Genomic DNA, 24,158 nt, shown 5'->3' with positions numbered 1-24,158 from the left:
TCTATTTATAGTTCTGGGTGTTGTGTTCTTAGGGACAAGCATCCTATCTTCATGTGCATCCCAAACGTGCGCTGCCTATGGTTCATATCCCAAAAAGAAATATAGAAGCAGGTAATCACAAAAATAGGGTGTACCCTAGTTCACATAAAATTTCAGTATTATGAAAAATAAGAAGAATATAGTTTACTATATCTACATGTTTCTTATTATAGTAACAATTCCATTGCAACCCATCTTCGCTCAGAGCAGTTCCATCAGTGATAAGATCTGGACGGGTATCGGCGGGAAAAGCAAATGGGATAACACAAACTATATGATGTTTACCGTATCAGGTAACAGCAAATTTAGCTCGATTAGTTCGGAGCGTAAGTTCCTCTTGGATAAGAAAACCGGTGATGTCCGCTTTGAAGGTGGAATCAACAACGAGAGTGTTGTGTTATTATTCAACGTACGCACGCAGAAACTAACAGGAGTATTCAATGAGAACGGAGCAACACTTCCAGTTCAAGATTATAGGGACGATCTTTCAAATATAATCGAACAGTATAATCTGGACTTAAAGGTATTGTCGCTACCCGTTACGTTATTATCCAATTCTACGCTGAGCGATCAGACCGAAAGTAAGATCATCAATGCGGAGCGTTTGAAGAAGATAACTTTCAACAACTTCCTTGGTAAATCAGGAAGCATCTATGTTAATGAAGAAACCGGCTTAATTAAGCGTATAGACGTCGATAGCAAGAGTTATATCGTTAATGGCTATAAAGACATCGGTAGTGGTTTAGTGCTTCCTACGAGCTTTAAAGGTAGCTCAGATAGCATCTCCTATCAAAAGGTTGCATCCTTTACAGATATGGAAAAGCAAAAGTTCAAAACATTCTAATGGAAAAGCCCGCAAATCGCGGGCTTTTCTATTCCTTAGCTATTCATTAATATACTCACTCACCCTTCCTACTCTGTGATCAGTAGAAACAGTAGCAAGTTTAACTTTATTTCCTTTTCTTAACTTAATTCCTTCTTTTGGGAACACCAGGCTATTTGAATTCGGTTCCGACCCATCGGTCGTATAATGTATCACGAATCCTGGGTATTCGACATTAGCAAGTAGCTTATCACCTTGTTGCTTCACCCCCACCGATGGCAAACGGTATTGGAATCCTCCTGCAAGCTGCTGCAATTTCGGAAGCTCTTGCTTGCCTACCTTATTGATAAAGGCAGTATAGGTTTTATCAAACGCTTTCTTGTCAAACTTAAAGTCATTTTCCCAAGCGTGTGCAGGTCTCCACGCACGTTCCGCTAATGCATATAAGCGCGGTAAAAGCATATAATCCATTCGATCGGCGGTTAATACAGTTTCCTGCCATAACGCGGCCTTTAAGCCCACTAGATTCGATTTCCCTTTCTCGGTTAAACGTACTTTTCCAGCGATATAGCTATCTTCCAATTTAGAGCCCGCTTCTGTATACTTCATATTGGAGAAGAATGATTCTGGAAGCAAGGCGAAAGACTGATATAGATCAGTGATGGATGCCCATTTAAGACCTGGTTCACGGAAATCCTTATCCCACACCATATCAAGATAATAGTTCGCGCAGCTGGCAAAGACGGTCTTGTATCCCGCATTTGCTAGTTTATATGCCAAATCCTCTTGTCCTCCTCCAATTACGTTATTCCAAACATCCAGCAACATATTCTTATGTGCCAGTTCTTCATTAACGACCATTCCATTGCCTTTATTGACCATTCCTATTTCTTCCCAACCCGCCATCTGCAAGCCTTTAGCAGCACAGATTTCCTGGATACGAGCGATATAATAGGGCCAGACCTCATAAACTGACGTGAAACCTTCCTTGACCATCAGTTCTTTGATCTTTGGCGAATCTTCCCATGAGCCCGACGGAACTTCATCACCTCCTAAAGAAATCGTCTCCAACTGCAAGCCCGCTTCTGTGTACATTTGTTGAATCTCGGTAATAACCACATCCAAGAAGCGATAAACAGAAGGAAGAGCCGGATTCATCACATTATCGTTCCAATACTGCGCAGAGCTATAAACCGACTTATCCTCGGCTTCATATAACAAAAACTCTTCGGCCTCTTTTTGCTTACCTTGCGCCATGAGACGATTATAGCGTGCTTCCATAGCCTTGATTGCAGCACGTGCATGTCCAGGTGTTTCAATTTCAGGAATAACTGTGATATAGCGCGCTGCGGCATACTTTAAAATTTCTTGGAAGTCCGCTTTAGAAAGATAATGCCCATTGGTTACTGCAGTTCCCGAGCCATAAGCCGGCTGCAAGCTTTGTCCATCCTGAAAATAAGGCGAGCGAACAGATCCGATGTCCGTTAATTCCGGTAATGTCGGGATTTCCAGACGCCATCCCTCATCATCAATAAAATGAAGATGCAGCTTATTGATTTTGTACATCGCCATCAAATCAAGGTATTTTAGAATAACTTTCTTATCCTTGAAATTTCTAGCAATATCAATCATCAGCCCTCTATACTCATAGCGAGGTTTATCGTGCACCTCTAAGTATGGTAGATTGACATTTCCAATGCTATTTAATTGATCCGCCGTCATTAAAGATTTCACCGATTGAATTGCATAGAATGCCCCTGAAGGCTTCCCAGCTTTTATCTCTACACCGGTCGAACTGATCGAAAGCTTATATTCTTCTTCTCCTAAAGTCTTATCGAATAATACCCTAACCTTGGCAGCGTTCTGCTGGGCTTCTGTAAAACTCAGTTGTCCAAGCTGAGCCGCGAATTCCTGAAACATATTCATTTCGAAATTAAATGCAACATCGATGTAATATCCCACTGAGCCAGAAAGTGTCAACGTGCCTCTACCCTCTTTGATAGACATCGGTGTTGGCAGTATCAACTGGTTCGCATCGCCACTTCTCGCAGCATTCTTCTCATACAGTGCAGAGAGAAACTGCTGCTGTTCAGCCTTCGATAATTTCAATGGTGTAATTGTTGGATCGCCGATCTCGATAACATCTTTATGATCTTTATGGTGCTGCAAGTAAAAACCGTTTGGAATCAGTGAAGTATGCGCAATCGGATAAGGCGATTGGTAGCTGATCAATAAAGAGTCCTGCGGAGCGACTGACTGATTATGAAAATCTATACTGTATAAATTCCCATTTCGATTATGAATGGTATAAGCACCAAAATTACCTTCGTTGATGGGATACATCGAACTGAACCATAAGGCGTAATCGTTAAGTTTTAATGTATTGTCGGATTTATTGAGTAGTGTTAGTTGAAGCCCCAGATCGTCTTTACCATCGTACGTCTTTCCATAATCCCATTTTAGATTAAGGTCTTGACCTTGTACAAATAGGCTAGACATGCTTGATAGGAGAATAACCAGTCCCATTTTCGTTAATAGTTGCATGATTTAATGAATGTTAATGCTTAAAATTAGGCAAAAAACGTAGTTATTCAATTTTTATCAAAAATATTTTGCGAATAAAAAAGTAAATTCTATATTTGCACACCGAAACACAATAAGGCCCGTTCGTCTAGGGGTTAGGACGCAAGATTTTCATTCTTGAAACAGGGGTTCGATTCCCCTACGGGCTACTAGATCGAAGATCAAAACATACAAAAGCTTGCAAATTGAACGTTTGCAGGCTTTTTTGTTTTCACGGCAGATCAAAATGTTCAGAAATTCGCAAACTTTTAGTGAGTCATTCGGTGAGTCATTAAATTTGATTGAAGTACTCACTGAGACGTATTCAATTCACTGATTTACAACATGTTCTACAATCGAACATCTTGATGTTTTTTCGCTGCAAGGCTAATTTTGTTACACATTTTAAATGTTAAATCATGAGTACAAATTATTCCTTGCTCTTCTACTTGAAGAAACCAAAGAATTATGTCAGTGGAGCTAAGCCCATTTACATGAGAATTACGATCGATGGATCGGTATGTGAAATCTCGACAGGAAAGAGTTGCGACCCCAGCCGATGGATTTCCAAAGCAAATCGTTCTAAAGGCAATACTGAGGAGGTCAAGACGTTAAACAGCTATCTGGAAATGTTGAATCTGAAAGTTGCTGCTCTCCACGTTGAAATCTTGAAAATGGGAGAAATACCCACCATTGAACTTTTTAAATCAAAAATTACAGGAAAGACAGAAAATCAAAGGACGTTATTATCGGTTCTAAAAGACCATAACCTTAAAATGGAATCTTTGCTGGGCAATGGATTTCGGGAGAATACGTTAAAGGGTTACAGGACGACCTATTCGCATTTAGAAAGCTATATTACAAAGAAATTTTCAACTGCAGATATTGAACTTTATAAAATTGACCATTCTTTCATATTAGGCTATGAATATTATCTTCGATCTGAAAAAGAATGCTCTGATATTTCGGCTGCCAAATACATGAAGCATCTAAGAAAGATTATTAATCTAAGTCTAGCACATGAATGGATTATGTCAAATCCTTTCAAGTTTTATAAGACAAATGCCAAGCCCAAGGAGAAGTGCCATCTGAACAGAGACGAACTAACACGAATCGAAAGCAAAAAGCTTAATATTCTAAGGCTCCATCATGTTAGGGACATATTTGTGTTCTGCTGTTATACGGGACTTTCCTATGCGGATGTATCAAAACTAACCAAACGAAATATTGAGGTTGGGGTTGACAATCGATTATGGATAAAGATCAACAGACAAAAGACGAATACACTTTCATCTATTCCTATCCTTCCAAAGGCACTTGAAATCCTAGAGTTATATCGAAATTATCCTCCATGTGAATCTAACGGCCAACTATTGCCCATACTGAGCAATCAGAAAATGAACAGCTATCTCAAAGAAATAGCAGATCTGTGTGGAATAACGAAAGAACTGACCTTTCATATTGCAAGACATACGTTCGCAACCACAATAACACTTTCGAATGGGGTGCCGATTGAAACGGTTTCCAAGATGCTAGGTCACCTTGATATTCGCACAACACAGCATTACGCAAAATTATTGGACAATCGGATAAGTAAGGATATGGAAAATCTTATTGCAAAGCTTGAAACGTATTGACAGTTACGAATACCTTTCGACAATCAATTTATTATAGATAAAATCTCTGATCAAGACTGTCTGGATACCCAAAAAAATAGGGGATTTTATACATTTAGTTATAAATATCCATTAAATGTTGGAAATAAGTTCGGGGCTCTGCGGGTCATTTTTCTAAATAACCGCTTTGGTTGCATTAAACGGCTAGAGTAACTTAATGTTGATTTTCGATTAATATTATAATTTCGTTTTAGATTATTTTGATACCACCAATCCAATCTTTTTGAATTGGCGGTATCAAGAAAAGTCTAAAATGTTATTAATTTCTAAAAACCAGCAATGAAGATTACTGAATTAGAAAGGTTTTAATAGCGTCCTTTAAAGTTGTAGTTGGTCTACCCAACAATGAAGATAATGTTTTTGAATCATCAAATAAATCATCTTTGGAAGCACCTATATCCCAACCAGCTATCGAAGCTGCTAATGATTCTGGTAAGCCTATTTTAATTAATAATTCTGAATACTCCTTTTCGGAAATATTGTTGTACTGGATGAACTTACCAGATTGTTCAGATGCCTCTTTGGCAAAATCTGCCAATGTATAGGCTATATCTCCGGCTAGCTCATAAGTTTTATTAGCATGTCCGTCACCTGTTAGAACTTTAGCTGCAGCTTCGGCATAATCTTCGCGCGATGCCGAAGAAATTTTACCCTCACCGGCAGATCCTGCCAATATGCCGGATTCGATTGCACCGGCCAATGATCCGAAATAGTTTTCTGTATACCAACCATTCCGCAAAATGGTGTAAGTAATTCCAGACTCTTTTAAAATTTGTTCAGTTGCCAAATGCTCTGTTGCCAGATTCAAACTTGAAGTATCTGCATGAAGAAGACTTGTATATATAATCTCTTTAACGCCTGATACTTTGGCCGCTTCAATAACATTTTTGTGTTGAACTTCGCGTTGACCAACTTCACTGCCAGAAATTAAAAGCAACTTATCTATTCCTTTCAAGGATTCTGCTAAAGTTTCCGGATTGGAATAATCAAACAAACGTACTTCTATCCCCAGTTCTACCGCTTTTTCAGGTGATCGAACCAAAGCAACGAAGTGATCTGAAGGTGTATACAATTTTAATTTATCAACAGCTATTCGACCTAGTTGACCTGTTGCTCCCGTAATTCCAATTTTCATATGTTCTTGTTATTTAATGTTTCTAAAAAAAAAGAATATATAACTCCTTAATATTAACCTATAATATGTAATATTTTTTGTTACATATAGGATCAAATTTTTTTAAAATTGATTTAAAAAGTCAGCTAAACTTTGTTTTCCCAAACTCTCTTTTATGAGGAGATCAGTTCGTTTAAATAATGAATCTAACCTTTCATTGATCTGGCTTCCAATGACACATTGAGGATTGGTATTGAGATTTTTTCTTCCCAACATATCGGAATAATGTACGGTTTCCAGAATCTCCGATAGGTAGATTAAACTTGCTGGGCGATTTAATTTCGCCCCCCCATCTTTTCCCTTTTTCGTCTGTATCAACCCGGCTCCCGAAAGAAAGATAATCTCTTTACGTACGATCACTGGGTTTATATTGATACTTCCTGCAATAAATTCAGAACTGAGCCATTCCTCAGGCTTGAGCGCTAGAAGTGTAAGGATATGAACCGATGTCGCAAATCTTGTATTATTCATTGGGGCAAATATAAGAAAATTTTTAATTGTAATGTTTTTTATTACAATTAAAAATTTATTTTCGGAATTTGCTATAGCTTCTGGTCCCTTCTCAACTATTCAATAACACACCTTGATTGATTAATAAAATTAAATGGGAATATTGCCCATAAACAAAAAAGGCATCCTAATCAAATTTTGTATGGGATGCCAACTATGTATTTGGTAGTGTTAGTTTTTTGAATTTAACAGCTGTTCAAGATATGTTATCTTTTCCTTTTCAGCATTTAGCAATTGTTCGTAAAGTTTTTTATTTTCTTCATAAACTTCGATGAGCTTGTCAATTGGATTAAAATTGTAATTAACACAACCTGAATTATCATATAAATTACTAGAAATTATATTTATTGCAGCTTCCTCATTAAATCTTTGAATAGCTTCAGGAGTAACATTCAGGATTTTTGCGATTTGTTCTAAAATATCTGCTTCAATCTTCTCTTTAGCTTCCAACTGAGATACTTTCTTCTGAGTCCAATCTTCGCCCAATTCAAAAGCAAGTGCTTCTTGCTTCATGCCCAGCATTTCCCTGAACCTTTTGATATTTCTTCCTTCGTGGATATGTTGTGTCCTTTCCATAATTCGACGTCAATTATCTAAAGATAGATCTTTCGATCAACCCTTTTACGAATTTAAGGAATATTTCACGGATAACATATTCTCTTTGTAGGATAATTTATGCAAGGTTCTGAATTGTATAGACCCGCTAGTATCCTGAACTTCATATTTCAAAAGCAACACAATATGAAAAGATTAAGAAAAAAGTTCCTTTCCATGGAACAGGCCTGTCGTAAATACCATGAAATCGATAATCGCTATTCTTCTCGTAGTAAGAAGTATTCCATTTTCGTCCATGCAAATATTAGGTATATCTGCGCTATCCTCGGCCTAACTCCTGAAAAGATCATCCAAGAATACCTGGACAACTTGGGTTATAAAATGGATGGGACAAAAAAGCAAAGAAATTTATCGAACAGGTTCTTCCTCTCTTGCCGAACCGAAAAAAGTGACTATGACAGGAAAGAGATCAAAGAGATGCTGGCAGAATTGAAAGTAAACCAAGCCTACTTTTCCAGATCATTCAGTTTGGACATCGAAGGCAGCGAGAGCGATGTTTTTCATGCAGGGCATCATATTTTTAACCAAAAATGGGTCCAATGGTGGTTTAATAAACATCGAAACCCTCAAAAGATCTCGCTATTGGACGAGATTTAAAAATCTACTAAAACTTTCAATTATGGTTTCTAAAGCATTGCCAAAAAACGGACAGTTGGCAGAGCTGATCCGAATCTTAACATCGAACTTCCTGATCGAATGTATTTATCGAAGTGACTTCCATGAGTCAGCCGAACATACAGCGCTTGTTCTATTGGTGTCGAACAAGTATGTCCATACGATCGGTGAAATTACTCCAAAGATGGTTAATAGTATAAAGCATTTTGACAATTACCATATCAAATGCTTTGTCGCTTTCCAGACTAAGGAGAAAATCAAAAAGGGGAACCTATTCCTATATTGTACCTGCCAACCTGAAAACCTGCTGTATCAAAACCCTGATTCCGAGTTTTCTCCAATTCCAAACAACTTTAATCCTTCAGAGTGCTTTGCGCTGTTCGAAGATCGCCAAGAAAGAGAAGCTAAAAAGATTAATGAATTCAAGAACGGATATTTTCACTTCAAGGCCAATTCAAACCTATCGATAGCAGCTTTTATGATTCATCAGGTATTGGAACAGACTTATCGCAACCTGGAGATTATTCTTACAGGAAAGGACAAGATCACCCATTCCATCAGGAGCCATAATCTGACCCTGCAAAAAATCTATCCCTACGACAATCCCGTATTTGATTTAGATCATATAGCTGATAACAAGCTGTTATTAACGCTGGAAGAAATCTACCGCGCGACCCGCTACGAGGATGACTTCCAGATTTCGCTTGAAACCTTAGATAGGATCGAGCAAAAGATGAACGTGCTCTGCGAACTATTTGAAAAGATTTACAGCAAGATCAACATCGAATTCAGAAATAAATACCTGAATATAAACCAACAACACACCGCGGATGCTACTCCCGTTGAGACATTTCGTTAAAGCCTTGGAAGAAATCGATCCTTAATTCCTCGGAAAAAGATGCCCCAAAACCCAAATATAAAAGATACTCGGAGCACGGAGCCGGACGTTTGACCTGCAGGCCACCAGCCTGTCAGCTCAGCAAGAAAGCTTGCTTGCTACCAATCTTTCTATCCCGCTGGTCAGCGATCCAGCCTAAAACGATCGGATAGATGGACTGAGAAAGGAGGTAAATGATGTATGGAATTAATCGACGGCAATTCAGATCTAGCTTAAAAAAGTAAGATCCAAAATAGGGCTATAAAAGCCCTTCATCCCGAAAGGATAGATAACCTTCCTTGCCTACGATCAAGTGATCATGTAACTTGATGTCCAAATAAGTTGCTGCCTGATGGATGCGCTGGGTTAGCTTCCTGTCTTCCGTACTCGGTTTGAGGTTCCCTGACGGATGGTTGTGAAAGACGATGATGCCCGTAGCGGTAGCCTTCAGCGCCGTAATCATCAATAATCTAATATCGACTACGGTTCCCGAAATCCCGCCACTGGAAGCTTCATAAACACCCATTACGCGGTTGCCTGTATTCATCAACAGAACCCGAAAGCGCTCAAAAAGCTCTAAACTTTCTTGTTGCCAGCTATCCATGATCACGCTGTAAGCCTCGCGTGAAGAGGTTACCACAGGCATCTGGGAGCTAGGGATCCGGTTGCTGTAACTCAATTGAACCTCTGCAACCTGGTACAGAAGCGTTCCTTTTTTGATGTTTTCCATAACGTTCTTTTTTAAGTTTCAAGAAATGATTATGGAGCCCGCACCGGACCTGGCCGACCAAGGGCAAGAAGCAACGAAATAAAGGATGGAGGTGTGCTGATGGGATGTGTTTATGTCGGAATTTCTTGTCCCGCCCAGAAGGACAGCGTCCGAACTTTGATCCCTATCATGGATTGAAATATAATTCTCTCCTTTTATGCAGTTATTTAAAAAATCGGAGCATGAAGATTCTGAAACCGAAATTGACGATTGAAATTCAACAAAATCTACCTGTCCCTCCCTTTACGCTTTTTCCTGCGTCTACGCTCTTGTTCACTCGCGATGTACGGCATCTCATCGGTGGAATCATAGGAAGATTCCAGAAAACTGTGCAACAGACCTCCTGTTTCTAAGGAAATAGAGGTAAGCGAATCCCAAAAATCAAAACGCTTGTTATCAAGAATACTGGTCAACAGATGGTTTAGTGCCAAAGGCGGTAATGGCTTCGCATGGGCTTCAGAAAATTGCATAAGGGCATGTAGCTGCGTCTTTTGCTTAATCGTTCCATGCTTGATCGTGTTGGCGTAATCCATCCGCTCGCTCAACCCGCGTTCAAAGCTAAAAAATTCATCAAACAGCCTTTCGCCGGACTGTTTGAACGCAACACGGTCAAATTGTCCGAGTTTTGATGAATGCGAAGCGTTCTTTCCACGTGAAGTATTCTGCGGACTGAGTTTAACTCGGTTGAGCAAATCCTTGCGACTGACGATGATCTGCACGTGCATTTGCCGCCCGTCCTTGACTTCGCCCCGTTGTTTGATTCCTTCCCTTACTTCCTTGTCGTTGTACCCATAATAGCGATGCTCTTCGACTTTAGCGAACCAGAGCAGGTCTTTATGGCTTCGAATGTTCTCGCGCTTAAAAGTTTTCGCATATTCATCCATGACGCCAATGGCGAAACGCTTCAGCTGCTGCTTTGCCCCCTGCTCTCCATATAGCGAAACCAGATGGGCAAGTTCCTTTTGGCTGGGACTAATATTGATCAAAAAGAATTTGCTATCACCCTTGCCAAGCTTTGCGATATTATTGTCAATCCCGATACGTACCTGGTGCGGGTTTATATTATTGCTATTTCCGTTAAACCATTTTTCGTGTTCACTGACACTTTTCTTTTCCCTATTTTCCTTCTCCAGATAACTTACCAGTGCACCGCAGCTTCCTTTGTTGTCTCCCGTTTCGGAGGTCGTGATGTTGATGAACATGACTTTATAACTGCTATAATTTTTCCAGAGCCAGCCGCACTTCCTTAGCCAGTTCATCTTTCTTAGCCGCGGATACCGGCCAGCCCATGGCTTCACGCTGAGCAATATAATGCTCCAGGATTCTTCTAAAATTGGATTTCAAGACATTTTTCTCCCCAAGTCCCACAATGAGCTTTTTCAAATGTGCATCAAGCTGTTTGAACTGCCTGGTGCTTTCTCCAAACGCCTCATTTCCTTTGACTTGATTTTCGGCAATCGACTTACTGATTGAGCGCTGAAGTGTTGCCAGAGTAGACAGTTCGCTGACCATGGAATAGAGCGGCACCAATAAGTCATCCTCTTGTTTACGGATAAAGGATAGTATGCGATTAATTCCGCTGGATAGCTCTTTTTTGAGCACCTCATCGTTTAGATCGATGGGATCCTTCTTGCTTCTGTAGAAATAGTCGACCATCTGCACGAACAGCATACGTTTGGTACGCCCGAGTTTACGCGCAAGGATCGACAATCGCTCGTCAACCTCTTTTGGGAAGCGAACAGATTTTATATTCTGATCGACCCTGGGCTTCATCTTTCTTCGGGAATACCAATAAAACGAAATTTGCTAGCCTGTTTAGGATGATAGGAAGGGATGTACTCCAAATATCCAAATTGTATTAACTCATGAAGACATTTATGGTAGGTCGATGTGGAGCGGATCTTTGAAAACTTCATCAGTTCGCTACGACTAGCGCGGAAATAATGCAATGGCTTATCTACTTCATGGTAATAAAACAAAGCCATGAGCAGTCCGATGTGCGTGGGCAATATCTTTTTGTTTTGGACGATTTGTTGAAAGTACATGCTAAAAAGATGATTCGGTATATGCATGCGATTAGTCATGCTGCCCTCCGCTCATCATGCGCTGTATATCTGCTCTATTGTAAAAGATGGTTCCGCCGATCTTTCGATAAGGCAAGGTACCATTGATCCTAAGATTTTGTAAGGTGCCGGGGGATATGTTCAGCATCTTTCTTACTTCTGCACTTCGAAACCACAGTCTGCTCTCTGTTTTATTCCTTTGAGTTTCCAACGCTTGCATTATCTCTGCAACAATCTCTTGTTTAACCTGTAACAGTTCTTCCATGGTAACAATGTCAATCTTCATATCATGTCCATTTAATAGTGAATTACAAAGTACAATACCTTGAAATGAACTGATCTGAACTGGCAGTTGGAGGTGTAGCTTGGCTTGCTATGGCGAGATTGATCACGCAAGATACCATCAGAGGATACCAGAAAGTATACGGGAATCAAACACCATCGGTGTTTAAACTAAGAAAGGTATCCCTGGAGGATACCTTAATATCGGTTTGCAGCGCATACGACAAGCAAAGTAGGGCTATGCCCAACTTCCGCTTGCTCAAATGCAATTAGTCTATTGTGAGACATAAAGGTACTACAGTTTGAAGGTTGAGGGATATTTTGAATTATGGATAACAATAAAGCATTATATGACAATAACGGAATGTAAAATTTTGTATCTTATTAACAAAATAGAACTATAGAATAGTATGAAAAATTTACTTTATCCAGCATATCATAAGTTATATAATGCTTTATACAATTTAGATAAATTTGAAAAGAATAAAAATTTTTTCGAAAACATAAATTATTTGGACAATTTTTTTTCCGAATTTAGAAATATCACATTTGTTCTTCAAAAATCTCTGGCTCACACAGAGTTTATTGATAATTATTATCATTTAAGAGATAGATTATTAAAAAATAGTACAGGAAAATGGCTTGTTGATAAAAGAAATGCAGTTGTAAAAGAATGTCCATTTCCTTTAAATAAAAAAATTCATATAACAATATTTTCACCGAGTTCTTCTATAGTGGTTCATTGTAATATATATACTATAGATAACGATATAGAAATTTCAGAACTTAAAGAAGAAATTAAGTCAACGTTTGATAGCATTGAATCCAATGAGGTTTTTTTTTCAATAGGATATGTATTTTCTGAAAATGGTAATGAATTAAATTTATTTGAGTTAATAAACGAAGGAATTGCTCAAATGCTTGAGCTGTTAAATAGTCTAAAATTAATCGTCAATCAAGATTCTGAGTTAGTTAATAAATTAGAAAAAGAAATAAATGGAATAAATTTTTATAAAATTCCTTCAGATTTCCTAATGAATGACGATTATGTTTATTACAAGGAAGATCAATTTTTTGAAAGAGGTTCAAAAATTAGACTAATGTTGGGAGATGAATCTGATAAAATGAGGATTCCTTTAAAAAGCTGTGAAGATTTACCTTTTTTTTCCTCTCTCTGTAATTTGTATGAAGATTTTACAATAATGCATGTTATTATAAGATCAATGCAAAATACTTTAATGCCCACCTTTATAAAAATTTATTCAGATTTGACTTATAATATATATTCTTTTGATAGTTCAATAAAGACAACTTTATATAGAACTGTTAATAATATAGCCAAAGAAATCGAAAAAGATAATATCATTCAAATAATCTTTATAGCTGAATTTCAGACTACTAGACCAAAAAATGAGGAAGAATATAAAAAGCTCGTGAATATGACTTCAAGAGATCGAATTAAACTTCCTCACTTAGATATGTTGTGTTCATTTAGTATAGGTATAAGTTTAAATATCAGAAGTTTAAAGTTTGATACAAAAAAATTGAAAGATAAAGATTATGTCTCCTCAAGAATTAAAGCAGAGCAAGAATCCAAAGAAAATTATAATGAAGATTCCATTATGTTTCTATCTCCTATAATTAAAGAGTTTAGAAAAATTGCAGAGTCTAAAATATAATTGTCTACATTAAAATCATTCATATTAGTATTTAACATTTTTCTGATTTAAATTATAAGTAATTATAAATTGAAAAGGGATTCAATTTATGATAGCAATGGTAAAATACTATTTTACAGTATAAAGGATTTTGTTAAAAATCTAATATTTATTATTTTTTTAATACACCAAATTTATATGAAAAAATCAATGATTCTCTTGTCACTTGTATATTTTATCATGTTTTTTTGGAGATGTTCTAATAGCATGATTAGTCAAGCTCAAAAAGGATATGACAAACAAAATTATTCTAAAGTAATTGAAAAAAAACAAGGAAGTCTACATGATTTGTTATAAAATTACACTTAACGTTTTGAAAATTTCCGAAATTGGAGATTTTTAGCACTAAAAATAACTAGAGATCTTAATGATAAACTTTTGCACAAATCTTACGTAGAAATCATTCAACGCCACTTTTGCGTATACCTTTTAAGGAGTAGTTATTTATTTTTAATTCGTTTAATCACTTCATTTTTGTCAAAGTCAGGCGGTAAAGGTTTAAATGTGTTGTCTGACCTTGTTAAACTGAATTTTTTTCTTTGAAATTCCCTTAGTTTATCTATATCAATACTTCCTAAGACTGTGACATTGTTTTCTCCACCTTTTAGTTTCACAATGTCTATATTATAAGATTTAGTAGGTTGGCTTATTCTTGTATCACCAAAATGACTTGAATTAACCTGTACAACATAACAATGAATATCTCTTATGATTGATTCAACTAAATTTGAAAAATAGTTTGTGTCTTGATTATATTCAATAGCAAATAATAAGTCTATCTTACTTCTTAATAGACTACGATGTGCGATATTTGCTAATTCAAAACAGTAAAAAACAGAGAAATAGATGTTTTTCCATTTAAAAATATGGTATCGGTTTAGAGCTGGTTTTGGTATTAAATAATGATTTCCTTTTATTAATTCTTCTTCAATTGGAGCATAATGATTTTTTAACCTAAAAACTATTGTTGCATCTTTGTATCCATTAATATCTACAGGCAAAACTGTTGCAACAAAATTAAAAGAAAAATTATTTACTGTAATGTGTTCTAATCCCGATACTATAAGTGTTTGATTTTTTTCTGCATACCTTGCTAGGCTTGAAAAAATTTCGATAGGTAAAAAGAACTCAGGAAATGTAATTATGTCAGCATTATTTCTTCTAGTTTCTTTTAGAAATTTGACAAGAGTTTGGTACCTATTATTGGAAATATTAGGTCTATTTCGTAAACCCTCAATAATATTTTTTTCACTAACCAATGTATTTGCTACACCTATTTTCGGCTTGAAAATTTTTTCATCTGAATTGGAATGAATTTCTAATAAAGTTTGACTATCTTCTTCTTGTTCTAATATCTTATAAAACTTGTCTTTATAATAATCGATAGAATCTTCAAAGGTATCAACTGACCTATGTTTTTTATTCGCTTTTTTAAATCGATTGAATGCTTCATTCAAAAAGTGCTCACTTTCGTAATAATCAGCAATATTTAAGGGTTCATTTTCTAAATTTTTAGTTTGATATTTTAGGTCAGTGAAAAGTTGAGAAATGGTACACTCCCAAAACTTTAGTGGCCGAGGAGAATTTATTATCAGCTCTTGATCGATTGTATAATCTTCAACATTAAAGTTAAGGCTTAATAAATTAATTGAAGAAGTGTAGCTTTCTTTAGTGTAATTTAATAGAGGAATTGAAACATAGTGATGTCTCATCATGTTCGTTTTTCTATATCTTGTTGACCAAAAAGAATCTGGACGAGTAATCTCATTAAAAAAGAAACTGAGATAATTTGTTTGGATTTTATTACTACGGTATTCAAAATTTTTTAAAACTTTCTTGTTTTGTTTTAAAAAGTTAGGATGCAATGATAATACGAGTTCATGAGAAATATCTAAGAAACCAATTAAAGTATTTATTACACAAAACTCCTTGATCTTTGTTGCTTTGAAACTATCTTTGTGTAATTTAATTTTTTGTATTTCTTCGATGCATCTGAAATAGAAATCTACATACTCTGCGGGTTTATTATTAACAAGTAAATAAGTAAATATCTTTTCCCAAAGCCTATAAAATTCAATGATGTTTTGACCATTAAATAATTTTAAAAATTTTTGAATTTCTTCATCTGAAACATTTTGTTTATGTTTAGTTGCTCCAAGAATTTTATTGGTTAAATAAATGGTTAAACCATATCTGTTTTCTTTATAATCTTTAAGAGTTCTAACTTTTCCATCCGAATCCGTATAATTTAAATAATAAGCATTTTTATCAAAATCACCTAATCCATCATTATCGTCGGGAAGATCCTTAAATTCACTTGATTTGAAGTCTAACTCTTGTTTTAACTTATCGATTACTAAATCAGATTCTTCATAATCAAAGTAATACATCAATGTTTTTTCAGATTGGCAAACTAAATTGTCATATTTATCAATTTTAATTATATTTTTATTGTTATTTCCTGGTATTACTGTAAAGAGTGGGTTCAAGGTTTGTAAAAGGTATTTATCCACTCTAGATAAATTGAATTCTTTTAAGTCACTTTTCGTTTCTTTTAATATTCTTGATTTATACTCCTCAAAATTAAAAGAATATTTTTCGTACGTTTTATTTGAGTAATTATCAATATTGGGTTCCGAAAGTACGATTAGTATGTCATCTACATATCTACCATAATACGCCGGTTTGAATTTATTCGTAATAATTTTATCGAAATCATTTAGATAATTATTAGCAATAATATAGGATGATAATAATCCAATTGGCAACAATGATTTATTATTTAATTCTTCTGAAAAGTCTTTAGGAAAATTATATTTCTTTGCTATTAACTCTGAGTAAATAATGTGAATTTTCCTTAGAATGTAATTCACACTATTTGGGGATTCAATATTGAAATATTTATCCAAATTAATTCGACATGAATGGAAATAGTCTTTAATATCAAGATTAATGAAGAGAGCATTCTTTTCTTCATTTAATAAATTTTGAGCAACGATGATAGATTCATCGCGCCATTTTTGATATTGGGTGAAATAAGGTTTAAAAAGAGAAGAACTATTGATAACTCCTGTTTTTTCTTTATTTAGAAGTAGCCTATTGCCCTTGCACTCTTTTAATAATTCAGCATCGAATTGATATCCCAATTCATTAATCCATAATATGGAAATTATATGAAATTCAATTGGCATATCAATAAACGCAGTTACTCGCTCTAATTCATAAGTGCCATATTGTTTTTTATTTGTTATAAAATTTTCATCTTGTTCTGGAGTATAAATTTTTTTCGGAAAGAAATTTACATTTATGGATTTGAATAATTCCTTAAAAAAATCGTTATTCTCATCAAAATTATTTAGTTCTGTAAGTATTTTATTGAACTTATAATCTAAATTTTCATTTATTGTTTTTTCTTTTTGAGAGAAAATATCAACGATATTTTTTGTAACGTCTGAATATAGGTTGGAAACTTGCCAGCTTAATTTGAAATCAGACTTTATTGTGTCTGTTTCAAATTCAATCAATTTTTCTCTTAAAAATAGTTCAGTGTTATCGTAATACACATATGTTTTTAGCTTACTATAAGCTAGTTGGATTTTATCTATTGTCAAATTCATTTGCGGAATTTTGGTTATATTATTATGGTTAACAATGATATTTCACAAAATAAAACACCGTATAATTTTGCAAATTAACAAAATGATGCGTATTTCGTCATATTGACTTTTAATATAAATAGTTTTTTTTATAAATTAGATACTTAGAAAGTTCTATTTTTTTTTGATAGCGAAACAATTCTATAATCCTTCTATAGCCTATTGTAAGTACAATCTTCCTAATTCATTTCTAATAATAGAAAAACAAAGTCATGAATCCAATGATTTCAATTAATGCTAAACAAATCTTAAAAAGGTTAGAATTTAATTGAAGTTCTTAAAATTTCAAAGAACTACTGCCTTAACTAGTGCCCTTATTAAATAACAATATTTGACACACTAATAATGAGTGTGTTATAATTTAATATATTATCCCAGCGGAATTCGAACCGTTAAAATTACTTGATTTCGTAATTTATAGTATTATAATGTCACAAATAGTTACTATATTAGATAATAGGCAATTGCAGCTAAAAATAATATCAAACCAGTGAGTGATTCGGTGAGTTAGGAAAAGGTGAGTTTGTAAAGAACTGATAAATAAACTATTACCCGAAGTGTGTTATTCCCCTACGGGCTACGAAAAGCGACTTGAAAAAGTCGCTTTTTTTTATGTCTTGTAATGTCACCATCAGTCATGATCGAAAATTCCAAATAACGATATTTTGGGAGAAAATGAATTTATATCTTAAATGTTTATATGTTTCATGCGGTGCTTTCTTTTCTTTCCCAGCCGATAGCGAGCATTTTAATTTTTCAGTAACTTTGGGATAGTATTAATAAAATATGTGGATCTGGAAATCACTATAAAAATAGATCCCCGTAGCACGCAAAAGAATTCATTGAATACCTTAAAACACTCGCTTTTGTAAAGCATGAAGAACCACGTTATAGTAAAGATACTGAAAAGGCAATAAAGGAGGCAAAGTCCGGCAAGGTGACTAAAACCACGCTCGCAGAATTTAGAAGCAATTTATATTAACACTTACTTCGATTTTTGCTACCCACGTTAATCAACATCCAAACGCCAATATTCTTCCGCAACAAAGCTACCATGAACTTCTTCTCCACACTTAAAATACGCAAAAACACCCCAATGCGCATTCCTCCTCAATCCCTCTCTCGAATTATTTATCCCTCCCCGCTCAACATTCTCCTGATAACATTGTTAATTAAAAAACACCTCCATAAACATCATCAACAATGAAATTCGGACAAGTAGCAGACCCCTCATCCATCGACTTCAAACTCCCCGAAACCCTAAAGGAAACGCTTGCCCTACTAAAAAAGCATAAAAGCAAGAAACCCCTGGCCGTATACGTAGGTTGCGCAAAATGGAACCGCAGCGACCTGAAAGGATTCTATCCACGCGGCACAAAAGACGAGCTGACTTACTACGCTACACAGTTCAATTCCATCGAAATGAATGCTACGTTCTACAAATCGCCAACCAAGGAGCAGGTGGAAACTTGGAAAAACAAAACCCCGAATGGCTTTAAATTCTTCCCAAAGATAACGCAGTCCATATCCCACTACGGTCGACTCCTGAATTTCGAAGAAAAACTTGAGGCTTTTGTAGATTCCACTGTACTGTTTGAAGAGAAACTCGGGATGGCGTTCTTACAGATGATAAACAACTTCAAACCGAAGGATTTTGACCGCGTTGAACGCTTCGTAGAAACATTCCCAAAAGGATATCCATTGGCGGTGGAAGTTCGAAATGAAGAATGGTTTGAGCCTGAAAATGCGGAGAAACTTTACAAGTTGCTAGAGAAAAATAAAACGACCAACATCATTGTTGACACGCCCGGTCGTCGCGATATGTTGCATATGCGATTAACGACCCCCACGGCATTTATACGCTATGTCGGAGCAAATCACCCATCTGATTATACCCGTCTCGACGAGTGGGTCGATAAGATTGCAGAATGGAAAAAAGGAGGCTTACAGAATCTTTATTTTTTCATCCATGAGCGAATGGAAATCGAATCTCCCATGTTAGCCACTCATTTTATAAAGCAACTAAATCAGAAGCTTGGCACCAAGCTGCACATTCCCGAAAAGCCAAATAAAAAAGGATAATAAGTCACCCTTCAGAAAAAGAAGTGTTGACATGCTATGATCTAATAACTAAGGTCTGACCTTGAATAACTCACTCCCCACCTATATTAAATTAAAACCCATATCATAGCCGCTCGGAAAGGCTTCTGATTGGGGTTTGTATTGGGTTTGAAAGGGCTTTACATTGGGTTTGAGTCGACCAAGTCTCAAAGAGGATAGGGAAAAGCGGTAAACAAAATCCATATAAACGAGAAGAAGCCGCCCTTTTGGGCAGCTTCTAATTTATCTCGTAGGAAAGTAAAGATTAAATCTTCTCTACTTCCGTAATTTGATTTCCTTGCTTAGAACGCGCGTATTTGTATTTAACCGCTTGGTTAAGGTTCAATACCATACCCGCTAAGTTGTCATTAAAATAAACGGTTTCTCGCGTTTCGTTGTCACGGATAAAACCATAGTGACCTACTTCGTTGTAGAAAGACACTTTTCCGAAATGGTATTCTTCCGTCGGGTCAGCTGGACGCTGAAGGTCTTCTTCTTTGAATTTGTAAGGTTGCGATGGCGGAGTATCAGAAATATTTCCATACTCGTCCACGTAAGCAAACATTTCTTCAAGAGCTTTGCCCTTATTATTGTTCGACTTATTGATTTCTCTTCGTTCTTGTTTTTCTTGCTTCTTCTGAAGCTTCTTCTTTGCAGTTTCTTTTTTCTTAAATGTGAGTTGACTTTTAGCCATTAAATAGTATTAAGGGTGAATAAATAAGGAAGATTAATATCTTAAGAAGGGAGATGTGCCTTGGATATAAGAGTTATGATCCTTTGTGAATATGTCAAAGATACGAAATATTACGCAATTTATCAAGTAAATACTACCACGGAGACGGCTGCCTAAACCTACAGATTCTTCTTCTTTAAAACGAAGGTACAAGCGTATTTTCAATGTAACATTCAGCGCCTCTATAACAGCATAAGTTCCATCATTTCTATTCGTATTATGAGTATAACGGCACTTCCAATAAGTACTTTGTTTCAATAAACAGAAGCTGTTTAAAAGGTAAATGGAGTTTTGTTAACGGTGGGATGGCTATTACTCCTCATACAATCGTTCTGCATCCAGGCCTAGTGCAGAAATACAAGTCAAGATGTTGGCAATTTGCATATTGATGCCTTTGAGGGACACCAAATAGCCGTCAACATAGGGGGCAATTTGCCATTCATCGATAGAACTTACGTCGTTTAATACTTCTTGAACTCTTTGCAGCTGCTGCTGCGTGGCGGTGCTGATTTCGAATTTTAAGCTGTCCATGATGTTAGTCCTCCTATTTAATATGTAATTGATGATAATTCGATTGACTAAGATAACCCGCTCTAGCGAATGGAGATTCGCAATACCTGACAGGCAATTTGCCAATTATTTCTACCTACAATTTAACAACTAAATTGCTGACTTACAAATAATTGTGAAAAAACCGTAATAAACACTTGTTTTAACAGCATTAACACGGTTTTTCACATTACAGCGCAAACCAATAGTTCATCTTCAACATCAGTGTGTTGACTCCTTGGAATCCGAACATGCGATCGATGTTGTTTCCCCATGTTGGGTAATAGCGAGGATCTTGTCTTGATCGATTGTGCTCCCAAACCAGATAAACCGTCGACCCTGGCTTGTATTCCCAACGGGCAACTAAATTCGAACGAAACTCATTGAAGCTAAAGTTCGGGTCTTTAAAACTAAACGACTTGCCATCTTTTAGCACCGCATAGTTACCATCTCCTGCCGTGATTTCCTGATCCGCAATGCCCGAGAAACGTTCCGCGTAATTATGCGATCGGGTATCCAGTGCGGTTTTAAATCGATCATATTTTGCAGTCGATGTAAAAGGGGAACCATAATATTGTATAGAAATATCAGGGGTCAGGTTCACTTGCATGTTCATCGTGATACCATAGGTACGTTGTTTCATTCGTCCTAATACATATTCCGTGCTCTCCTCGTTACCATCGCTAGCCGCAACAGTGTTCACATATTGCAGTTCATCGGTATTATTGGCATAGTTGAATTGCGTGGTCAGCTTCACATGATTGCCGATTCGGAAGATAAAACTAGGCTGTAGAGTATTGTAAGCTGTTTTCTCTTCGAGATAATGCCGCCCGTTGTAAAGAATTTTAAAAACCACGCGCTTGGCACGGTCCGTACTCAAATCGACATTCGTTTCGAAGTTAGATCCATAGCGCATATCCGGACCGCCTCGTAGCCTACGGCTATCCACCGTATTCCAGCTGAAGGTCTCTTTCACGTCCATTTCAAAACGATGAACAGTACTTAAGCTCCGAAAACGAAGAGCGACATCATTATTGATTGCCTGCCCACCAAAATTCCAGATATTCTTTTGGGTCAGGTTGATACCTGCAAATCGAAATGGCCCCCAAGGATCGGTCTTGCGGAAGGCGACCTCCGATTCGTTAAGCATGTAATCCGACTCTTTGTTATAGCCAACGTCGTTCAGATCGAAGCCTGGGGAAGACCAGTTAAACGTTTGCGAATAATTCCATTGTGCATTTCCTTTTTTTCCGGCCTTCACATACCCCCCGGTACCGGCGAGCGTAGTTGCCGTTGGATCCAAATCAAGATAATCGATACTCGAGGCCCGGTGATAATAATGCGTGGCGTTACGTTTCTTCATCAATATCGAGCTAGCGGAGCCGTTTAAGGTGCTATACATCGCCTTGGCGTCGATATAATACAATCGCTTATTGAAATACTGGGTAAAATCCAATCCGGCGGTAAAGGCATTCTCTACTAGCGCCTCTTTTAGATGATCCTCATCCAGCTTTCGGTTCACGGAAGTAATCATCCCGCCAAAAAGCGTATTTCCGTCCCAATTCTTCTGCAACCTGGCGACGGTGTAATTTGTCAGCGGCTCGGTCAGTTCCTCTCCGCGTACGCCTTTTCTCGAGGTCTGCGATTGTGTTTTGCCTGTGATACTCTCCAGCAAGCCTACGGTTAGCCCATTTTTGTTGGTTCCCGTCAGCTTAAGAGCGCCTAAAATTGGAATAAAGCTAGGAGTACTGGCGAAGTTTTCTATATTGTCTATTCCTTGTGGTTTGTAGGAAGGCATTGCACCGATACGACGTGAATAGAACATCATTCCCCGCTCGTTGTTGTCAAATTCCAAAATATGTTTCCCTTCTAAGAAAAATGGGCGCTTTTCATCATAGAAAACCTCGTATGCCGTCAAGTTCATAACCGAAGGATCGAGTTCCACCTGCCCGTAATCGGGATTGATGGTCATATCCAAGGTATAGTCGCTCAAAGAGAACTTCGCGTCCAGCCCCGCATTCACGTGAAACTTCTGTCCTTTCTGGAAAGGACTATTCGGAATCTTCGGTTCATTTACATATTTTGTCATCGCATAGGGCAGAAACTCGATCCCTCTAGGCTTCGGAAGATCCGTCATGCCATGCATCTCTCCAAAGGAAAAGACATGCCCGTTATTTTTTATAGGAATTAAACTCCAGTTCTGTACCTCATTATTTCTACGGATAATTCGGCGGACGTGCAGCCCCCATACCCCATCCTCGTTCTCTTGATTGTAGCGAAGTTGACTAAACGGTATCCGAAGCTCTGCCGTCCAGGAAGAGTCCTGCATATTGATATGCGTCCTCCCCTCCCATACTGCATTCCAGCTGAGGTTGACCGACAGCTTATCAGTTACCGTTAAATCCGTTTTATTTCCACCAAGATTGATATTGAACTCCGGAGCAACCCGATAGTCATGATAGGTATCGAAGGCAATACTGATCAAATCGCCATTGCTGTTATCGTCGCGATTCCCAATAAACGCATTCATCGTCTCAGGATGTTCATCTTTACAGTAAACACCGACATAGATATTCTGATCGTCGTAAAACAACTTGACGCGTGTCCACGAATTGGTATGCACGCGCTCGAAAGGAATAACCTGAGAGAATTTCTCCGACCACATACCTCGGTTCTGCCAGATATCCTCGTCGAGCTTGCCGTCAATCTGTGGCTTTTGGCTATCTATTTTACTGATATGATAGGTTCGCTTGTAGGCGTCTTCAAAGGTAACTACTTCTTTTCTTTCATCCTGAGCGCGTCCAATTGTTGCTAGGCAAACGAGCGATAAAAGCGCAGTTCCTGTTACTATATTCTTCAAGGCGATGTAGGTTTTGTTGTTGGTATCAAATGTATTAAAAAATAAGCGCATGTTTTTATGGTAACAACAATGAGAAAAAAGGCATAGTATCGCTTTAAATATCATCCCCTAAAAATTACGTTAAACCGAATGCTTCTCCTTTAATCGGTAGCCTATGTAACTCAGGTTACCGATATGTTTATGCTAAGCGGATATCTTTGAAAGAAGAAGATGGCTATTTTGTTGATAAAAGAAAGGACGAGAATATGAATTATTTAAGAAGTTGGAATGTGATCAGGTTGCTTCGATTGGCTATGGGGGTGGTTATCACCATTCAGGGAGTGATGGCTTCACATTGGCTGATAGCAGGCTTAGGTGCGCTTTTCACCCTATTGCCAATATTGAATATAAACACCTGTTCGTCGGGCGCATGCGAAGTGCCAAGAAGAAAAACCATGACGAGCAAGCAAGAGAACGGCCCTAGCAGCTATGAAAAACTAAATTGAGTTGTTGCATGCAGCCCTTTCCTATTGAACGGTCAAAAAAAGACTTTTCAAT

General features: G+C 37.0%; 20 protein-coding genes and 1 tRNA gene. 8 read left to right on the top strand and 13 right to left on the bottom strand.

What is annotated here, in order from left to right:
* The first annotated feature begins 160 nt into the window (after positions 1-160).
* On the top strand, positions 161-883 hold the full coding sequence (locus tag DSM08_RS02475) for a hypothetical protein (RefSeq protein WP_149524656.1): 723 nt from the start codon (positions 161-163) through the stop codon (positions 881-883).
* 39 nt (positions 884-922) lie between these two features.
* Here the strand turns inward: DSM08_RS02475 and DSM08_RS02470 are convergent, their stop codons facing one another.
* Positions 923-3,406: a family 20 glycosylhydrolase gene (locus DSM08_RS02470; protein WP_149524655.1), complete on the bottom strand. Its 2,484-nt coding sequence runs from the start codon at positions 3,404-3,406 to the stop codon at positions 923-925.
* A gap of 116 nt (positions 3,407-3,522) precedes the next feature.
* Here DSM08_RS02470 and DSM08_RS02465 point away from each other — a divergent pair.
* Together DSM08_RS02465 and DSM08_RS02460 are read left to right on the top strand one after the other, a co-directional pair.
* A tRNA-Glu gene (locus DSM08_RS02465) sits at positions 3,523-3,594 on the top strand.
* 249 nt (positions 3,595-3,843) lie between these two features.
* Positions 3,844-5,061, top strand: a complete 1,218-nt coding sequence (locus DSM08_RS02460) for a site-specific integrase (protein WP_149524654.1) — start codon at positions 3,844-3,846, stop codon at positions 5,059-5,061.
* Between the two features lie 325 nt (positions 5,062-5,386).
* Here the strand turns inward: DSM08_RS02460 and DSM08_RS02455 are convergent, their stop codons facing one another.
* From DSM08_RS02455 to DSM08_RS02445, 3 genes are all read right to left on the bottom strand, one after another.
* The gene (locus DSM08_RS02455) at positions 5,387-6,235 is read right to left on the bottom strand and encodes an SDR family oxidoreductase (RefSeq protein ID WP_149524653.1); all 849 of its coding nucleotides are present in this window, start codon (positions 6,233-6,235) and stop codon (positions 5,387-5,389) included.
* A gap of 102 nt (positions 6,236-6,337) precedes the next feature.
* The gene (locus DSM08_RS02450) at positions 6,338-6,745 is read right to left on the bottom strand and encodes an Rrf2 family transcriptional regulator (protein WP_149524652.1); all 408 of its coding nucleotides are present in this window, start codon (positions 6,743-6,745) and stop codon (positions 6,338-6,340) included.
* A 210-nt stretch (positions 6,746-6,955) separates the two neighbouring features.
* Entirely contained in the window at positions 6,956-7,360 is a 405-nt protein-coding gene (locus DSM08_RS02445) for a helix-turn-helix domain-containing protein (RefSeq protein ID WP_149524651.1), read from the bottom strand.
* A 165-nt stretch (positions 7,361-7,525) separates the two neighbouring features.
* On the opposite strand from DSM08_RS02445, the gene DSM08_RS02440 reads away from it, so the two are divergent.
* Together DSM08_RS02440 and DSM08_RS02435 are read left to right on the top strand one after the other, a co-directional pair.
* Positions 7,526-7,996: a hypothetical protein gene (locus DSM08_RS02440; protein WP_149524650.1), complete on the top strand. Its 471-nt coding sequence runs from the start codon at positions 7,526-7,528 to the stop codon at positions 7,994-7,996.
* A 22-nt stretch (positions 7,997-8,018) separates the two neighbouring features.
* Positions 8,019-8,873 carry a HEPN domain-containing protein gene (locus tag DSM08_RS02435; RefSeq protein ID WP_149524649.1) on the top strand — a complete coding sequence of 285 codons (855 nt, stop codon included), beginning with the start codon at positions 8,019-8,021 and terminating at the stop codon, positions 8,871-8,873.
* 277 nt (positions 8,874-9,150) lie between these two features.
* On the opposite strand, the gene DSM08_RS02430 is transcribed toward DSM08_RS02435, so the two are convergent.
* From DSM08_RS02430 to DSM08_RS02410, 5 genes are all read right to left on the bottom strand, one after another.
* Complete coding sequence (locus DSM08_RS02430; protein ID WP_246172415.1) at positions 9,151-9,537, bottom strand: JAB domain-containing protein; 387 nt, start codon at positions 9,535-9,537, stop codon at positions 9,151-9,153.
* A 350-nt stretch (positions 9,538-9,887) separates the two neighbouring features.
* A complete protein-coding gene (locus DSM08_RS02425; RefSeq protein ID WP_149524647.1) occupies positions 9,888-10,862 on the bottom strand; it encodes a DUF5712 family protein in 975 nt (324 codons plus the stop codon).
* Between the two features lie 13 nt (positions 10,863-10,875).
* Positions 10,876-11,433: a BfmA/BtgA family mobilization protein gene (locus DSM08_RS02420; protein ID WP_149524646.1), complete on the bottom strand. Its 558-nt coding sequence runs from the start codon at positions 11,431-11,433 to the stop codon at positions 10,876-10,878.
* Positions 11,430-11,705: a hypothetical protein gene (locus DSM08_RS02415; RefSeq protein ID WP_149524645.1), complete on the bottom strand. Its 276-nt coding sequence runs from the start codon at positions 11,703-11,705 to the stop codon at positions 11,430-11,432. Before DSM08_RS02415 ends, DSM08_RS02420 begins: the two co-directional genes overlap by 4 nt.
* A 31-nt stretch (positions 11,706-11,736) precedes the next feature.
* The gene (locus tag DSM08_RS02410; protein WP_149524644.1) at positions 11,737-12,009 is read right to left on the bottom strand and encodes a helix-turn-helix domain-containing protein; all 273 of its coding nucleotides are present in this window, start codon (positions 12,007-12,009) and stop codon (positions 11,737-11,739) included.
* Between the two features lie 406 nt (positions 12,010-12,415).
* On the opposite strand from DSM08_RS02410, the gene DSM08_RS02405 reads away from it, so the two are divergent.
* Positions 12,416-13,684: a hypothetical protein gene (locus tag DSM08_RS02405; protein ID WP_149524643.1), complete on the top strand. Its 1,269-nt coding sequence runs from the start codon at positions 12,416-12,418 to the stop codon at positions 13,682-13,684.
* A 479-nt stretch (positions 13,685-14,163) separates the two neighbouring features.
* Here the strand turns inward: DSM08_RS02405 and DSM08_RS02400 are convergent, their stop codons facing one another.
* Positions 14,164-17,340: a reverse transcriptase domain-containing protein gene (locus DSM08_RS02400; protein WP_149524642.1), complete on the bottom strand. Its 3,177-nt coding sequence runs from the start codon at positions 17,338-17,340 to the stop codon at positions 14,164-14,166.
* A gap of 1,242 nt (positions 17,341-18,582) precedes the next feature.
* On the opposite strand from DSM08_RS02400, the gene DSM08_RS02395 reads away from it, so the two are divergent.
* Positions 18,583-19,461 carry a DUF72 domain-containing protein gene (locus tag DSM08_RS02395; RefSeq protein WP_149524641.1) on the top strand — a complete coding sequence of 293 codons (879 nt, stop codon included), beginning with the start codon at positions 18,583-18,585 and terminating at the stop codon, positions 19,459-19,461.
* A 283-nt stretch (positions 19,462-19,744) separates the two neighbouring features.
* Here DSM08_RS02395 and DSM08_RS02390 read toward each other — a convergent pair whose 3' ends face one another.
* The 3 genes from DSM08_RS02390 to DSM08_RS02380 all read right to left on the bottom strand — a co-directional run bounded on the left by DSM08_RS02390 (position 19,745) and on the right by DSM08_RS02380 (position 23,672).
* Complete coding sequence (locus tag DSM08_RS02390) at positions 19,745-20,173, bottom strand: cold-shock protein (RefSeq protein ID WP_246172413.1); 429 nt, start codon at positions 20,171-20,173, stop codon at positions 19,745-19,747.
* 351 nt (positions 20,174-20,524) lie between these two features.
* A complete protein-coding gene (locus tag DSM08_RS02385) occupies positions 20,525-20,743 on the bottom strand; it encodes a hypothetical protein (protein WP_149524640.1) in 219 nt (72 codons plus the stop codon).
* A gap of 208 nt (positions 20,744-20,951) precedes the next feature.
* Positions 20,952-23,672 (bottom strand): DUF5916 domain-containing protein, encoded by a 2,721-nt coding sequence (locus tag DSM08_RS02380; protein ID WP_223110858.1) that lies wholly within the window; start codon positions 23,670-23,672, stop codon positions 20,952-20,954.
* 146 nt (positions 23,673-23,818) lie between these two features.
* On the opposite strand from DSM08_RS02380, the gene DSM08_RS02375 reads away from it, so the two are divergent.
* Positions 23,819-24,106, top strand: a complete 288-nt coding sequence (locus DSM08_RS02375) for a hypothetical protein (protein WP_149524639.1) — start codon at positions 23,819-23,821, stop codon at positions 24,104-24,106.
* Positions 24,107-24,158: the final 52 nt, after the last annotated feature.

The organism is Sphingobacterium hotanense (assembly GCF_008274825.1).
Lineage (GTDB): Bacteria > Bacteroidota > Bacteroidia > Sphingobacteriales > Sphingobacteriaceae > Sphingobacterium > Sphingobacterium hotanense.
The sequence above is the reverse complement of the archived record's forward strand: the minus strand, read 5'-3'. Positions and strand labels throughout refer to the sequence as shown.